Genomic DNA, 15,032 nt, shown 5'->3' with positions numbered 1-15,032 from the left:
CTCATGGAGGGGTTCTTCGGTACACTAAAGTGTGAGACCATTTACCTTGAGAAGCCTCAAAACATTGAGCAGTTAGAGCAACAAATCCATGAGTACATTCATTATTACAACCATGAGCGTATTCAATTGAAACTAAAAGGACTGTGCCCTGTGCAATACAGAACTCAGTCCTTGGGGTAAACTAAACCGACCAAGTTTTGGGGGTCAGTTCAAGCCTTCCGTTATAGGGCTTTATATTTTGATTGATAATCAAGCGCGTAGCCAGTTTACTTATTAGGGGCAGGTGTCGTACGCAGGTAAGGCTTGACTTCTTTGTGACCCTTAGGGTATTTGGCAGCGATTTCTTCGTTTTTGACACTTGGTGGGATGATAACGTCATCGCCATCTTTCCAGTCCACTGGCGTTGCGACATTATATTCGTCAGACAGCTGTAGCGCATCAATAACGCGGATGATTTCATCAAAGTTACGACCACAGCTAGCAGGATACGTCAGCGTTAGACGAATTTTCTTATTTGGATCAATAATAAAGACACTGCGCACTGTATGCGTGCTGTCTGCGTTCGGGTGCATCATATCATACAGCTCAGCGACTTCTTTATTGGGATCTGCAATGATTGGGAAGTTCATGGCTGTCCCTTGCGTCTCACCGATATCGCTCGCCCACGCTTTGTGGTCTTCTAAGCTATCGACAGAAATACAGATTGGCTTAACATTACGCTTTTGGAACTCGCCATTGAGCGCCGCAGCACGGCCAAGCTCAGTGGTACAGACTGGGGTAAAATCTGCTGGATGGGAGAAAAAGACCACCCAATGATCACCTGCCCAATCGTGGAAGTTGATATCACCCTCGGTGGTTGCAGCGTCAAAATTTGGTGCGGTATCACCTAAACGTAAATGTGCCATGCTTAATTCCTTAGCTAGGTTAGTGATGAGCACTGATATCCAAAGGTATACATGCGCTCTATTAGTATCATTGACGTGCTCAGTTATCACAGATAACGCAAGACACATCGTCAAAAACTGATTTTATATTAACAAACTGTTTATGATTGTCTTGTGACGGATTGTAATGCGATTATTCCATAAACCACTAAGCAAATTGTGCGTGAAAAACTCAGTAGTGTCTAAGGAGTCATGCTAAATTACCATACCAGAATCCCACAAGCAAAACTCGCCGAACTTACCGCGCTTACTTGTACCACCAGCCGCACGTCCAGCATCGGTTAACACCAATTCACCTTCTTGTGTTTCTAAGTAACCTACTGCAAGCAGCTTATCGTTTAACTCTTGCGTTTTAAAGCCTCGCTCTTTAGCAAGCTTAGCAGTCGTCAGTTTAGAATAATTGGGAGTCACCGCTTCTGCACTGGGCGTGATGATCGCATTGGAGTTAGTATTCACTGTTTTACGACTGGAGTCCGTTTGGTGCTCAGTCGTGCTATCGGACTCGGTCACTTTTTCAAGAGACATTCGCACTTCATCACTGATACGAATAATGCGTTGCGCTTCCTCATAGGTATCGGCATAAAGTTTAGCGTCTTCGTTACGGTAAATCAGTACGCCCATCTCGTTATTGTTAACCTGACTAAATTCATAAAGATTCAAACTGGTAATGATGCATTCATTTTCATTTAGATAACATTTAGCATGCAAGTTTTTGCAAAAGCTGGTGCGAATAAAGGTTAAATTTTTCAGCCAGTTTATTTCTTCAGGGTGTAGATCATTCTTACCATAGACGATTCGAATATCAATTTTTAGACGATTACGGTCTTCTAGTAACTCTTTAATACGCTCATTGAGCTTTAAATATGGGCTAATAATAATCAACCTGTCAGAAGCATTTTTAATCAACTCCTCTAAATGATAAGTCGTCCCACTGCTGTTTAAAAATTTTGCCATTGTCATTTCCTCACGTCTTACTCTCAACAACTTTACAATCTTTCATAAAAAAGCCCATCCCTAGCGTACTAGAAATGGGTAAGATTTCAAACTACTATTGTTCAGTATTGACGTAAAAATAAACGTAAGCCGCGCGGTTACTGTTCAACTAAGCAGGTTTATAGCTGTCGCGTAAGCTGACGATTTGATTGAACACGGGCTTTTCGCTTGTGTGATCTTCGCTATCAGAGATGAAGTAACCTTCACGCTCAAACTGAAAACGCGTGCCAGCATCCGCATTGGCTAAGGATGGCTCAACCACCGCGTTTAGCTCGGTTAACGAATTGGAATTTAACGCTTGATGTACGTCGCTCACACTACTTGGGTCTTCGACACTAAATAGCTGTTCATACATGCGTACGGTTGCTGGTATACCTTGACTGGCTGAAACCCAATGGATCACCCCTTTGACCTTACGTCCCTCAGGATTATTACCCAAAGTAGCCGGATCTATGGTCGCTTTTAACTCGATGACGTTACCGCTATCATCGGTAATATGTTCGGTCACGGCCAACACATAGGTATTGCGCAGGCGGATCTCTGGTTTTTCAGGCGATAGGCGCTTATAGCCCGCTGGCGGCTCTATCTCATAATCCCCTTGATCGATATATAAGGTCTCAGTAAACGGGATTTCACGCTCACCCATATCGACATTCGGATGATTGGGCTGGGTTAACCATAAGGTTTGCGTCGCCTCATCAAAGCGCGCATTGACGCTGTCGGCCTTTTGCGACTCCCAACTGCTTACTGCTTCGCTAAAGTTGGTAATCGTCACTTTAAGTGGTTTTAACACTGCCATGCCGCGCGCCGTGGTGGTCTCTAACGACTGACGAACGCTAAATTCTAACAAGCGAAAGTCAACCACACTATCCGCTTTGGTTACACCAACACGCTCACAAAAATCACGTAAACCCTCTGGTGTATAGCCGCGGCGACGCATGCCAGCAATGGTCGGCATACGTGGGTCATCCCAACCACTGACGATCCCTTCATCGACCAATTGCTTAAGCTTACGCTTACTGGTCAACGTATGATCGACGTTTAAGCGGCTAAACTCGTACTGATGCGGCGCTACGTCAAAGCCGATTTTTTCAACAATCCAATCATAAAACGGACGATGGTCAGCAAACTCTAGCGTACACAATGAATGGGTAATCCCTTCGATTGCATCAGAGAGCGGATGAGCGAAGTCATACATTGGGTAGATACACCATTTATCACCCGTTTGATGATGCGCTTGATGCATGACGCGGTAGATCACAGGATCACGCAAGTTCATGTTGGGGCTTGCCATATCGATCTTGGCACGTAAAACCGCCGCGCCTTCTGCATATTGACCCGCTTTCATGTCATTATAACGCTGCAGGTTTTCTGCGATACTGGCATCACGATATGGTGAAGGCGTACCCACTTCATTGAAAGAACCACGATTATCGCGGATCTGCTCAGGCGTTTGCAGATCAACATAAGCGTCGCCTTGCTCAATGAGTTGTACTGACCAAGCGTACAACTGATCAAAATAGCCTGAGGCATGCTGCGCTTCTCCGGCCCACTCAAAACCCAGCCACTCTACATCATTTTTGATGTTATCGATGTAATCTTGCTTTTCTGCGGTTGGGTTGGTGTCATCAAAACGCAGGTTACACACGCCGCCAAACTCTTCTGCCACACCAAAGTTTAGGCAGATAGACTTTACGTGACCTAAATGCAAGTAGCCATTTGGTTCCGGTGGAAAGCGTGTCACAATTTGCTGATACTTTTGCGCATTGACATCGTCACGAATGATATTACGAATAAAATCGTTTTTTTGTTCGTCTTTTTGTGCATTGTTGCTTGAGTGCTCACTCATCGGGCATTGCTCCTAACGCAAATTGTCAGTCCATGATGCGTACCATCACGCATCATAAAACATTCAAACTAAAGTATTAAAATAAATTGGGATGTAAAAACTCAGATAGTGCGACCGCATTATCAAAATTTGTCAAAAATGGGTAAAGTTGCGTTATTCTATCAGGTTTCGCAAACGCATTAACAGCCTGATACATGACACGGGATAAAAAAGCCGTTAGACTACTCGTAACTTTTTAACCCCCAACTTTTAACCACCACTTGACAGCGTCATTTGAGGCGCTGCAACCAAAAAGGAATATGACATGGTAGACATGCCACCAGTAGTAGAACTTGACACCAATATGGGTGCGATCGTTATCGAACTCAACGAAGAAAAAGCACCAAAAACCGTAGAAAACTTTTTGAACTACGTAAAATCTGGTCAGTATGACGGTACAATTTTCCATCGCATCATTGATGGCTTCATGATTCAAGGCGGCGGAATGGATGCTGAGATGAATGAAAAACCAACCAATGCGCCAATTGAGAACGAAGCGGACAATGGTCTAAAAAATGATAAAGGCACCATCGCAATGGCGCGTACCCAAGATCCGCATTCAGCGACTAGCCAGTTTTTCATTAACGTCAAAGACAACGATTTCCTAAACCACTCTGGCAAAAACATGCAAGGTTGGGGTTATACGGTATTTGGTAAAGTCACAAGCGGTATGGATGTGATCGAAAAAATGAAAGGCGTCCCAACGGGTCGTTTCGGCATGCATGCTGATGTGCCAAAAGAGCCTGTTGTCATCAACTCAGCGACCATTATCACTCAATAATGGCTGCTAAGTAATCGTGCGGCCTAATCGACAAGGATACAGATAAATGCAACGTTTTAATCATTTAATCACGACCCGCCCTCATCAAGTGCGGCAAGTATTGATTAGCGATTTGCATTTATCGCCTCAGGAGCCTGCCTTAGTGCAGGCTTTTTTGGCGCTGCTTGATGACTGCCTTGCCCTGCCAGCTCTCAAGTGCCTATTTATTTTAGGCGATTGGTTTGAGGTATGGCTGGGTGATGATGTTTACCTATCGTTATCAGAAAATGAGCAAGCGCTACATTGGCTAACGCCCCTAATCTCCAAACTCAAACAGCTACGCATCAATGGCTGCGAGATTTTAGTGATGCACGGCAACCGTGATTTTTTATTGGGACAACCATTTTGTAATCTGTTCGGCGGCGAACTTATCGAAGAGCCGTACGCCTTGACTATCGGTCAGCAGCGCTATCGTCTAGAGCACGGTGACGCATTATGTACTGATGATAAAAAGTATCAGTTTTTTCGTAAAATCATGCGTCATCGACTGACTCAGTGGTATCTACTCAACAAACCGCTAGAAAAACGTTTGGCTATCGCGGAGAACATGCGTCAAAAAAGCCAACAGAACAATGCCAATAAAGCCGCTTACATCATGGATGTGAATGATGAGGCCGTGCATCAAGCACTCACTGCTAGCGACGCCTTATTACACGGGCACACTCATCGTCCGAATATCCATCAAGCCACGAGTGATAAAAAACGCTACGTGCTTGGCGATTGGCGACTGTTAGATGAAAACAAACGCCAGTCAAAAGTGAGCGCGGTGATTGGTGCAGTCACAAATGACGAGCATTCAAATGACAGTTTTAGTAGTAATGATGCTGAGTTTGAATTGTTTGAATTTACAATGCTTGTTTGATTTTATCGTTGAATCTAGCTTAAAAACAAAAAGGGTCTGTTGACGTCAACAGACCCTTTTTTAATTATTTTATATTTTTGAGTCGGCTTGCTTTAAGGCATTAACTGAAAGAAATGCTGACGATAGTGCTTGAGCTCACGGATAGAATCACGAATGTCATCTAAGGCTAAATGACTGCCCCCTTTTTCAAAATTTCTCAAAATATCAGGGCGCCAGCGGAAGCAAAGCTCCTTAATCGATGAGACATCAAGGTTGCGATAATGGAAGAATTTTTCCAGTTCAGGCATTTGCCGCGCCATAAATCGACGATCTTGACAGATGGAGTTACCACACATAGGCGACTTGCCACTATCGACCCACTTGTTTAAAAATTTAATCGTCTCAGCTTCCGCTTCTGCCAATGTCACGGTACTACGGCGCACGCGATCCACCAATCCTGACTGTCCATGCTGCTTGGTGTTCCAATCATCCATTTTGTTTAAGACTTGATCCGATACTTTTATCGCAAATACAGGCCCTTCAGCAAGCACGTTTAAATCCTCGTCAGTGACAACGGTCGCAATCTCGATAATCTCATCATGTAAAGTATCAAGGCCAGTCATTTCTAGATCAATCCATACCAGCCCTTTTTTACCTTGATTTTTAATTTTAATCTTGTTGGGGTGGTCACCGGTAGTCATAAAATATCCTATGTGCAATAAAGTTTAAAACAACTTTGAAATAATTTTCGTTATATAAATCAGATATAGAAGGCAGTATTCAGTCAACATTGCTGAGCGCCTGCCTGTTGCTAGTATGTGCAAAAACCAAATGATTACAAAACCACTGTCTGGCACAGGCGCTTTAGGCTGTATGTTAGCAAATTTTCACGCTACACTTAGCAATATTTTTCTAATAGGTCAAAAACCCATGGCATTAATTCGGCAACGCAAACTGACTAAACAACAGATTCGTCGCATTGATAAACAGCAGCTGGCAAGTCAAGACAGCATCGATGACAGTTTGATGGATGGCGTGGTCATGGCGCACTATGGCAAACAATTAGAGGTACAAGTCACCAGTTTGCCCGCCGTAATACCAGAAAAACCGGAGGTTGCGCCCGATGATCCTGAGCCATTTTGGCAGACACTCGAGCTTGGCGATATTTGGCGCTGTCATGTGCGTACCAATTTGCCGATGCTGGCCGCTGGCGATCAAGTGCGCTGGAGCGCCGACTCTAATACGGGGTTTGGACGTATCGAATCTGTCAAACCGCGCACCTCTCTTGTTTCACGTCCCGATCGTTATCATAAGCTCAAACCTGTCGCCGCCAATGTCGATATTCTCGCCATTGTGTTTGCACCATTGCCTGCTGCTGCCCCCACGCTCATAGATCGCTACTTAGTCGTGTGTCATCATGCTGGCGTAAAACCACTGTTGGTACTCAATAAAGCCGATTTACTAGCACAAGAAAACGGCGTCGATACCAGTGAGTTATTGGCACAATATGCGGCACTTGGTTATGAGAGCGTCCTAACCTCAGTTGACTGTCCTGAAAACATCGCTAATAGCAATGAACAAGAAGGGCTTGATGAGCTAAAACATTACATAGATAAGAAACTGGTGATCTTTGCTGGACAATCGGGCGTTGGTAAAAGCAGCTTAATCAATGCGCTGTTGCCAGACTCTGGTCAAAGCGTGAATGTTATCTCAGAAAACTCCCAGCTTGGGCAGCACACCACGACGACCAGCCGATTGCTGCCATTCAATCCAGCTGACTTAACACAAGGCGGCATTGTCGATACACCCGGTATTCGGGAATACGGCATTTGGCATTTGTCCCCTGATGACATCATCTCAGGCTTTGTTGAGCTTGCGCCACTGGCGGGTGACTGTCAGTTCCGCGACTGTCGCCACACTCACAACAGCAAAGGCTGCGCGTTATGGCAAGCGGTGGCTGATGGCGAGGTGTTACAACGCCGTGTTGAAAACCTTGTCACGTTAAGAGAAGAGGCTGATACCAAGCCTTATTAATCGTTCAATATAGGTTGACCATCGCACATTTACTATAGGCAGTCTAATCGGTATAATAGCGCCTTGTTCAATATCCTTAGGCTGTCTTCTCAGCCTAGTAGAACACTTATTTTTTTGGAGGTATGGTTTGGATCGTGCGCTGGAATTTGTGGGCAACCACCCGTTTTTATTTGGTATATTGGCCGTACTTGCCGTGCTGTTTTTTACCATTGAAAACAAACGTAGTGGCAGAAAAATATCGCCCAACACCCTTGGTATGATGGTTAACTCGCAAAATGCGCAGCTAATCGATATTCGCGCCAAAAAGAAGTTTGAATCAGGGTATATCCAAGGCAGCCGCAACATACCTTTCACTGAGCTAAAAGACCGCATCGAAGAAATCCGCGCGATTGAACAGCCAGTGATTATTATCTGCGACATGGGTGTCCAAGCAGGCGCTGCCATTCAGATGATCGGTAAAGACAGTGTCTATCGATTAGAGGGCGGTATTGGCGGCTGGCAAGGCGCTGGCATGCCATTGGTTGGGTTAAAAGATACTGTGCCTAAGAAAAAAGGCAAAGCGAAGCCAAGCCTACATAAATAGTTAATAAGTACTCAGCCTGTGTTAATTGATGTCCGATGCATACAGGCGCCCAAAAAGACACCTCTGAAGAGGTGTCTTTTTTTATGTAGCATTTGTGATACTGTCCAGCCTTTTATATTGGGGCAGCTTGAATTTATAACGCTCATCCCCACTTTAATAATGAGCGTCACCAAATATCTTTTCAATTCATTGGTTGGTAACGGATTATAAGAGTTTTTATCGAATAATTATTTATAATACTTTTTATAATAAAACGGTTACCGCCTATACTTACAATAAGGATTTATCATGACTGTATCTGTTAAAGTCTATACCACCCCAATCTGCCCATACTGCTCAAACGCCAAACAACTGCTAAAAACCAAAGGCGTTGATTATGAAGAAATTGGCATGCATGACATGAGCAGCGAAGAGCGCCAAGCGTTGATGAAAAAAACCAATAACTATCGCACTGTGCCACAGATCTTCGTCGGCGAGACCTTCGTCGGTGGTTTTGATGAGCTCAATCAAATGAACCAACAAGGTAAACTTGACGAGCTGTTAGCAGGTTAAGTAGCCGTTTTTCTGCGCCGTCTGTCTTTACTTTTTTATAAAAGATAGGGGCAAAGATAAGAGTGACCGATAAAAATCGTCGAGATACCCTCTCGATTTGTATTACAATGCTGTTTTATGTAATGACAGTTTGTCCAATCATTTGATCTAACTTTAAAGGAATTATCATGGCTGAAGAACAAGCACAACCACAGTTGGCGTTAGAGCGCATTTATGTAAAAGATATGTCACTTGAAGTCCCAGGCGCTGGCGTATTCACCAAAGAGTGGAATCCAGAGCTTGATATCAATCTGTCTAGCAATGCTGAAAAACTTGACGATGATCATTATCAGATCATTTTGACTGTGAGCGTGAGTGCTAAAAACGCTGATGAAGCCGCGTTTATCGCCGAAGTTCATCAGGCAGGTATTTTTTTGCTAAAAGATATTCCTGAAGATCAAATTGGTCAAATCTTAGGCGCATATTGCCCTAACGTATTATTCCCCTATGCTCGTGAAGTCATCAGCGACATCGTGACGCGTGGTAGCTTCCCGCAGCTATTGTTAGCGCCTGTGAACTTTGATCAAGCTTACGCACAAAGCCAACAGCAAGCGCAAGTTGATGCTCAAGGTAACGCATAAGGGTTGTCTTAGTTAAGCGTTAACGCGTCTGTATTTGAAAGCCGCTTACTGATCATCAGTAGGCGGCTTTTTTATACGTGGCGTTTATTATCTTCCTTTACAGATAGTCTTACTTGTTATTAGCCATTAAAAAACCCTGCCAATTAGCAGGGTCTTCCACAGCTCTATCGATTATTCAAATTGAATGATCGACAATTAGCCTTTTAACGCGGACAGAATTTGCTGCTTAACGTCCTCTATTCCTTGTGTGCCATCAAACTTATTATAAGTAGGGGCATCATCGTCTTCTTTGGCTTTATCTTGATAAAAACCAACCAACGCTGAGGTCTGCTCATGATAAGTGGCTAAACGCTCACGGATCGTAGATTCTTTGTCATCTTCACGCTGGATCAGCGGTTCACCAGTCACATCATCGATACCATCGACCTTAGATGGGTTATGGTCAATGTGATACACGCGACCTGAGCCTGGATGCTGGCGACGACCCGATAGACGCTTAACGATTTCATCATCTGGGACGCTAATTTCAATCACATGATCAATGGCAACGTCAGCATCTGCCAGTGCTTGCGCTTGCGGAATAGTACGTGGAAAACCATCAAAAATACAACCATTAGCACAATCAGGCTTAGCGATACGTTCTTTCACTAGGTTAATAATGAGGTCGTCAGAAACCAAACCACCAGCATTCATGATGTCTTTGGCTTTTTTGCCAAGCTCGCTGCCTTCTTTGATTGCTGCACGCAGCATATCGCCAGTTGAGATCTGCGGGATATCATATTCTTTAGAAATAAACTGGGCTTGAGTACCTTTACCGGCGCCTGGTGGACCTAGCAAAATAATACGCATCATTACACGACTCTCCTTAATAGATAGGATTTTGGGACTAATAAAACTTAGGGATTGGTTGTTTGCTAAGCTACCTTACCTTGTGGCTTTGCAAACCTCAAGTATTTTCATTATTGCTGTGATAAGTTGCCATGACTTATCTGTTCATATAACGCCATTGCGCGCTGTTTTTTTGGGCAATGGCATTACATGGTAGGATGGGTAAAGACAAGCAAATATACTATGGTATTTGCTGATTGATTTCTACATTAGCCTGATCTTGGTCAGCGCTAATCACCACAGGATTGCCTGATAGATCGCCTGACTCGGCACTGGCAGTGCCGCTGTGACTGATGCGGGCAACAACTGCCAACTGAACTTTATCGACTCTAGCAGACTGCAGCGTACGCGATGGCATCATAGCATCAAGATCACTGAGGCTAACCACCGCTTCGCCTTGCTTAATAACGCTAATCGGCAAACGTTTGGCTGCAAATGGTGGACCACCGTTAACATCACGTATCGCTACAAATAACACATCATCAGCCTTGACCAAAGGCAGGAGGCTGGCGTTAATTTTTACGGTCACCTCAACGCCTTCAGACGCTTGTTGCTGCTGAGCCGTCACATTGGCACTTAACTCATCTAAACTTGCCAGTGCTTGAGTATGGTCACCCGGCTTGGCGGCGATACTGTCACGTAAGCGCTTAATCCAACCTTGTGCTTGATCAAAGTTACTGCTACGCGCCTCACCCATTGCCATTAGCATTTGCGCGCCCTCATGCTCTGGATTTTTGGCCAATACGTCTTGCAGCACACGGCGGCTATTGGCATCTAACTGACCTTTATTGGCAAAGAAGCTAATCTGGGCGTAGGTGGTTGCGATTTCTTCGTTGTCAGGTGATAAACGATACGCACGTGACAAGGCTTCTAGTGCCGAATCTGTCGCTTCTAACGATAAGAACAGCTCCGATAAACGCATCCAGCGATTAGGATCATCGGCATGACGATAGACATTGGTCTGCATGGCACTAATAAGCTGTTGACCATCTTCGATTGCCCACGCTGGTGGCTGATCGATTTTGCCCGTCAATAGATCATCAGCCACTTGACCCACTTTGTCCTCGGCGGCCCACAGCTCAAACACCGGGGTACGATCACCCACCATCAGATAAGCCATGGCAGCCAATACAGGCACCCAAACCATGATAATCAGTCGACTCTTAATCCCAGGGGTAACCATGGGTGTGACGTCGCGCTGTGCATCTAACAGCTGACGCTCCAGCTCAAGTTTTTGATTTTGATAGTGGCTGTCATCAATAACCCCACTGTCTTTATCTGTTTTCAGTTCTGCCAGACGCTCGCGGAACACAGCAACGTTAATATCTAACAGCTGATTGTCCACAGGTTGATGTTGCGTACGCGAGGCTCTTAACCACGGCATGATGGTAATGACGGCAAGTACTAAGGCGATAAGTAAGCTTAGGGCAATAAATAAGCCAACAGTAGAAAATAGGGTCATTTTTTGTCCTCAAAACTTGTGTTGTCATGATCACTTTTTTCATGGTTATCAGCACGTGATAATAGGCGATCAAGTTCGGCCTTTTCAGCAACAGACAGTGCCGCCGCTGTGGTATTGTCTACCTTTACCCCACTCTCGCCACTTGCAACGAGCTGACGTCGTTTACTTTGCCAAAACCAACCAATCAGCAATATGATGAGTAGTAATGGTGGAAAAAACCATAAGATCCACGTAGAGGGGCGAACGGGCGGCTTATAACTGATAAAATCACCGTAACGCTCCTGCATATAAGCGCGAATCTCGCCATCACTACGGCCGTCTTTTACCATGTTATAGGTTTTTTGCTTGAGATCTTGCGCGATCGGCGCGTCAGACCCTGCAAGATTTTGGTTTTGGCATTTTGGGCAGCGCAGCTCTTCTATGAGACCGCGATACTGCGCTTCTTGCTGCACAGAGTCAAAATCATAAACCTCAATTGCAGCATAGCTTGCCACACTCAGTAGACAAGCGATCAATAGGCCCGCGACCTTGATCATAACTGCCTTTATTTGATTGGTTATCATTTACACGCCTCCGCAACCTGACTCGGATCTGGACTGACGCCATTGTTATTGGCCTCATTGAGTACCATTAAGCAAGGTGCAATACGACTTTGCCAGTTGCTCTCATTAATCTCACCGATAATGTGCTGACGAATGATGCCCTCACCATCGACGATGAAAGTTTCAGGCGCGCCTGTCAAACCCAAGTCTAAAGCAAATTGTCCCGAGAGATCCTGAATCGACATCGAGAACGGATCTCCGCCTCGGTTCAAATATCCTAACGCATCGCCAATCTCATCTTTGTAATTAACACCCACCAAATTGACACCGCGCTCCTCTAACTGCATTAAAAACGGATGCTCAATGATACAAGTGGGACACCAAGAGCCCCAGATGTTCATCAAAAACGGCTCATCGGGCAAATTCTCATTGGTCATGATACGACTGGTATCTGACAGCAGGGGTAACTCAAAAGTAGGTACAGGACGCTCAAGCGCGGTATTGGTTACGATGTCCGTCGGCTTACCCAAACGCATGTATAGCATGACCATAAAACCGATAAACACAATCAGCGGGATTAAGAACCATAATCTCAGCTGTTTTTTATTGACGGTTTTAGGGTGATTTACTTTAGCTTGCTGAGCCTTTTTATCAGAGGAATTATTTGCTGTGCTCATATTAATTGCCCCCTGTCTTTGTGGCTGGCGTGCCCAAATCAGCAGTGTTACCAACACCTGACTCCTTCGGAGCAATCTGCACAGGCACTTTGGTTTTCTTCATACGGTAACGATTGTCAAGCATACTCAACAGTGCACCGAAGGCCATAATAAGCGCGCCCAGCCATACCCAACGAATCAGCGGTTTGACATAAATACGAAACGCCCATTCATTGCTATTTTCGGCGATAGGTTCGCCAAGCGCTACGTACACATCACGCATCAGACTGGCGTCGATGGCCGCTTCTGTCATCGGCATCATGCTAATAATGTAGTTACGTTTTTCAGGGTACAAAGTCGTCACCACTTGTCCATCTTTGCTAATCTCTACTTCAGCTTGGGTAGCATCAAAGTTACTGCCTTTGACTTCACGAAAGCCTTTAACGACAAAATCATAACCCTGAACATGAACGCTATCATTCGGTGCCAGCGCCACATCACGCTCAATGCTCAAAGTCGTGGTAAACGCCACGCCGATAACCGCAATGATCACACCGATATGAGCGGTCTGCTGCCCCCAATAGCTGAGACGCAATTGGCGTAGGCCTTTGAGTCGGCTAGGTGCGTTTTTGGTTTTGTCTTTAAAATCAACAGCCATCCACAATAGCACCCAAAAACTGACCGCTAAAGTCACACCAATATTGAGCATCGCAGACGGGCTAACAAAATACGTGATAATCGCTGCTAACACGAGGCTACTGACCGCAATAACCATACCAGCGCCCAATAGCGGTCGACTGTCTTTCTTCCAGCGAATATTAGAGCCCATCCCCATCGCTACCAATAGTAGCCATGTCAGTGGCACAAACAGGGCATTAAAGTAAGGAGGACCAACAGACACCTGTCCTAAATTAAAAGAATCGGCGATAATAGGATAGAGCGTACCGAGTAACACAACTAACGTCGAAATCAGAATGATGACATTATTGATGACTAAAAACGACTCACGTGAGATCAGCTGATATTGACTCTCAACCGTCAATCGCCAGCCGCGCACAGCAAACATCAACAAACCCCCACCAATGATCACACCAAGAATCATTAGAATGACAAGGCCACGCGTTGGGTCAGCGGCAAACGAATGCACCGACGTAATAACGCCTGAACGGACAAGGAACGTACCCAGCAGACTGAGCGCAAAAGCAAAAATCGCCAGCATGATCGTCCACGCTTTGAAGACACCGCGCTTTTCAGTGACCGCAAGCGAATGTAGCAACGCTGTACCCGCCAGCCATGGCATCAAAGAAGCATTCTCTACTGGATCCCAAAACCACCAACCCCCCCAGCCAAGCTCATAATAGGCCCACCACGAGCCAAGCGCGATCCCAACCGTTAAAAAGCCCCAAGCCGCCAGCGCCCACGGGCGCGACCAGCGCGTCCATACCGCATCCAAGCGACCTTCCCACAAAGCGGCCATACAAAAAGCAAATGGCACAACCATCCCTACATAACCCATATAAAGCATAGGCGGATGGATAATCAAACCAAAATCTTGCAACACAGGATTAAGATCCGCGCCATCAACTGGTAAATTGGGCAATGTACGATCAAATGGCGATGAGGTAAAAATAAGCATCGCTAACATCATCATCTGTACGCCTGCCAAAATCACCAACACGCGTGCACGCATAGACAATGGTAGACCACGGCTGAAATAAGAGACCAGCGCACACCAAGTGGCCATAATGGTCATCCAAAGCAGCAATGAGCCCTCATGTCCACCCCAAGTCGCCGATAGTTTATAGTACCAAGGCAACAACGTATTGGAGTGCTGAGTGACATAGACCAGACTAAAGTCATTGTAATAAAAGCCTGCCATCAGCGCGGCAAATGATAGGATCATCGCAGCAAACTGCGCCCACGCTAGACTAGGTGCTAGACGCTGCCAAGCAACGTGGTCACGCATGACGCCAACGGTTGGTAACACCACCTGCAAAATCGCCAGTATAAAGGCGGCTAGCAAGGCAAAATAACCCAATTCTGTGATTAACATACGGTCTAACCTTGTTTACCTTAATATGGTCATTGTTTATGATATAGATTGGAATGTCAGGACACTCAAAAGCGTCCTATTTATTACTACTGATATTTGTTGTATAGATACCACTATCCGCCATTGCAGCGTGGGGCGCTTACAGCACAGTACATT

Annotated in this window: 16 protein-coding genes; 7 read left to right on the top strand and 9 right to left on the bottom strand. The window is 45.3% G+C overall.

The genetic code is table 11. The annotated features are described in order from the left end of the window. On the top strand, positions 1–180 hold a 180-nt coding region (locus B2P60_RS04910; RefSeq protein ID WP_286739771.1), incomplete at its 5' end, for an IS3 family transposase. A gap of 86 nt (positions 181–266) precedes the next feature. Here the strand turns inward: B2P60_RS04910 and B2P60_RS04905 are convergent. The 3 genes from B2P60_RS04905 to B2P60_RS04895 all read right to left on the bottom strand — a co-directional run bounded on the left by B2P60_RS04905 (position 267) and on the right by B2P60_RS04895 (position 3,786). Beyond that, positions 267–905, bottom strand: coding sequence for a peroxiredoxin (locus tag B2P60_RS04905; protein ID WP_198334291.1), 639 nt, complete (start codon positions 903–905; stop codon positions 267–269). A 234-nt stretch (positions 906–1,139) separates the two neighbouring features. After that, the gene (locus B2P60_RS04900; protein ID WP_286739764.1) at positions 1,140–1,898 is read right to left on the bottom strand and encodes a phospholipase D family protein; all 759 of its coding nucleotides are present in this window, start codon (positions 1,896–1,898) and stop codon (positions 1,140–1,142) included. Positions 1,899–2,046: 148 nt separating this feature from the next. Then, positions 2,047–3,786, bottom strand: a complete 1,740-nt coding sequence (locus B2P60_RS04895; RefSeq protein ID WP_286739762.1) for a glutamine--tRNA ligase/YqeY domain fusion protein — start codon at positions 3,784–3,786, stop codon at positions 2,047–2,049. Positions 3,787–4,099: 313 nt separating this feature from the next. Here B2P60_RS04895 and B2P60_RS04890 point away from each other — a divergent pair, with 313 nt between their 5' ends. Together B2P60_RS04890 and B2P60_RS04885 are read left to right on the top strand one after the other, a co-directional pair. Further along, a complete protein-coding gene (locus B2P60_RS04890; protein WP_230710836.1) occupies positions 4,100–4,606 on the top strand; it encodes a peptidylprolyl isomerase in 507 nt (168 codons plus the stop codon). A gap of 46 nt (positions 4,607–4,652) precedes the next feature. Then, positions 4,653–5,507, top strand: a complete 855-nt coding sequence (locus B2P60_RS04885; protein WP_230710800.1) for a UDP-2,3-diacylglucosamine diphosphatase — start codon at positions 4,653–4,655, stop codon at positions 5,505–5,507. 92 nt (positions 5,508–5,599) lie between these two features. Here the strand turns inward: B2P60_RS04885 and orn are convergent, their stop codons facing one another. Beyond that, a complete protein-coding gene (gene orn / locus B2P60_RS04880) occupies positions 5,600–6,187 on the bottom strand; it encodes an oligoribonuclease (RefSeq protein WP_193004867.1) in 588 nt (195 codons plus the stop codon). Between the two features lie 229 nt (positions 6,188–6,416). Here orn and rsgA point away from each other — a divergent pair, with 229 nt between their 5' ends. The 4 genes from rsgA (at position 6,417) to secB (ending at position 9,275) form a co-directional block, all read left to right on the top strand. Next, entirely contained in the window at positions 6,417–7,520 is a 1,104-nt protein-coding gene (rsgA, locus tag B2P60_RS04875; protein WP_230710802.1) for a ribosome small subunit-dependent GTPase A, read from the top strand. Positions 7,521–7,647: 127 nt separating this feature from the next. Beyond that, positions 7,648–8,103, top strand: coding sequence for a rhodanese-like domain-containing protein (locus B2P60_RS04870; protein WP_230710804.1), 456 nt, complete (start codon positions 7,648–7,650; stop codon positions 8,101–8,103). Between the two features lie 288 nt (positions 8,104–8,391). Beyond that, positions 8,392–8,655 carry a glutaredoxin 3 gene (grxC, locus tag B2P60_RS04865; protein WP_021813631.1) on the top strand — a complete coding sequence of 88 codons (264 nt, stop codon included), beginning with the start codon at positions 8,392–8,394 and terminating at the stop codon, positions 8,653–8,655. A gap of 167 nt (positions 8,656–8,822) precedes the next feature. After that, complete coding sequence (secB, locus tag B2P60_RS04860; protein ID WP_193004870.1) at positions 8,823–9,275, top strand: protein-export chaperone SecB; 453 nt, start codon at positions 8,823–8,825, stop codon at positions 9,273–9,275. A gap of 195 nt (positions 9,276–9,470) precedes the next feature. Here the strand turns inward: secB and adk are convergent, their stop codons facing one another. From adk to B2P60_RS04835, 5 genes are all read right to left on the bottom strand, one after another. Beyond that, positions 9,471–10,124: an adenylate kinase gene (gene adk, locus B2P60_RS04855; protein WP_198334374.1), complete on the bottom strand. Its 654-nt coding sequence runs from the start codon at positions 10,122–10,124 to the stop codon at positions 9,471–9,473. A gap of 220 nt (positions 10,125–10,344) precedes the next feature. Further along, positions 10,345–11,625 carry a c-type cytochrome biogenesis protein CcmI gene (gene ccmI / locus B2P60_RS04850; RefSeq protein WP_286739755.1) on the bottom strand — a complete coding sequence of 427 codons (1,281 nt, stop codon included), beginning with the start codon at positions 11,623–11,625 and terminating at the stop codon, positions 10,345–10,347. Further along, positions 11,622–12,188 carry a cytochrome c-type biogenesis protein gene (locus B2P60_RS04845; protein ID WP_286739753.1) on the bottom strand — a complete coding sequence of 189 codons (567 nt, stop codon included), beginning with the start codon at positions 12,186–12,188 and terminating at the stop codon, positions 11,622–11,624. The genes ccmI and B2P60_RS04845 overlap by 4 nt, the downstream gene beginning before the upstream one ends. Further along, positions 12,185–12,844 (bottom strand): DsbE family thiol:disulfide interchange protein, encoded by a 660-nt coding sequence (locus B2P60_RS04840; RefSeq protein ID WP_286739752.1) that lies wholly within the window; start codon positions 12,842–12,844, stop codon positions 12,185–12,187. The genes B2P60_RS04845 and B2P60_RS04840 overlap by 4 nt, the downstream gene beginning before the upstream one ends. Position 12,845: 1 nt before the next feature. Beyond that, positions 12,846–14,876, bottom strand: coding sequence for a heme lyase CcmF/NrfE family subunit (locus B2P60_RS04835; RefSeq protein ID WP_286739750.1), 2,031 nt, complete (start codon positions 14,874–14,876; stop codon positions 12,846–12,848). Positions 14,877–15,032 lie beyond the last annotated feature (156 nt).

The organism is Psychrobacter sp. UBA3068 (assembly GCF_002366815.1).
GTDB classification, from domain to species: domain Bacteria; phylum Pseudomonadota; class Gammaproteobacteria; order Pseudomonadales; family Moraxellaceae; genus Psychrobacter; species Psychrobacter namhaensis.
This window is presented reverse-complemented; position numbering and strand designations above follow the sequence as displayed.

Bases quoted from the DNA above. Each gene is read 5' to 3' on its own strand.
- B2P60_RS04905 (WP_198334291.1), bottom strand. From the start codon at position 905: ATGGCACATTTACGTTTAGGTGATACCGCACCAAATTTTGACGCTGCA.
- rsgA (WP_230710802.1), top strand. From the start codon at position 6,417: ATGGCATTAATTCGGCAACGCAAACTGACTAAACAACAGATTCGTCGC.
- B2P60_RS04890 (WP_230710836.1), top strand. From the start codon at position 4,100: ATGCCACCAGTAGTAGAACTTGACACCAATATGGGTGCGATCGTTATC.
- B2P60_RS04845 (WP_286739753.1), bottom strand. From the start codon at position 12,188: ATGATAACCAATCAAATAAAGGCAGTTATGATCAAGGTCGCGGGCCTA.
- grxC (WP_021813631.1), top strand. From the start codon at position 8,392: ATGACTGTATCTGTTAAAGTCTATACCACCCCAATCTGCCCATACTGC.
- adk (WP_198334374.1), bottom strand. From the start codon at position 10,124: ATGCGTATTATTTTGCTAGGTCCACCAGGCGCCGGTAAAGGTACTCAA.
- secB (WP_193004870.1), top strand. From the start codon at position 8,823: ATGGCTGAAGAACAAGCACAACCACAGTTGGCGTTAGAGCGCATTTAT.
- B2P60_RS04840 (WP_286739752.1), bottom strand. From the start codon at position 12,844: ATGAGCACAGCAAATAATTCCTCTGATAAAAAGGCTCAGCAAGCTAAA.
- orn (WP_193004867.1), bottom strand. From the start codon at position 6,187: ATGACTACCGGTGACCACCCCAACAAGATTAAAATTAAAAATCAAGGT.
- B2P60_RS04900 (WP_286739764.1), bottom strand. From the start codon at position 1,898: ATGGCAAAATTTTTAAACAGCAGTGGGACGACTTATCATTTAGAGGAG.
- B2P60_RS04835 (WP_286739750.1), bottom strand. From the start codon at position 14,876: ATGTTAATCACAGAATTGGGTTATTTTGCCTTGCTAGCCGCCTTTATA.
- ccmI (WP_286739755.1), bottom strand. From the start codon at position 11,625: ATGACCCTATTTTCTACTGTTGGCTTATTTATTGCCCTAAGCTTACTT.
- B2P60_RS04895 (WP_286739762.1), bottom strand. From the start codon at position 3,786: ATGAGTGAGCACTCAAGCAACAATGCACAAAAAGACGAACAAAAAAAC.
- B2P60_RS04885 (WP_230710800.1), top strand. From the start codon at position 4,653: ATGCAACGTTTTAATCATTTAATCACGACCCGCCCTCATCAAGTGCGG.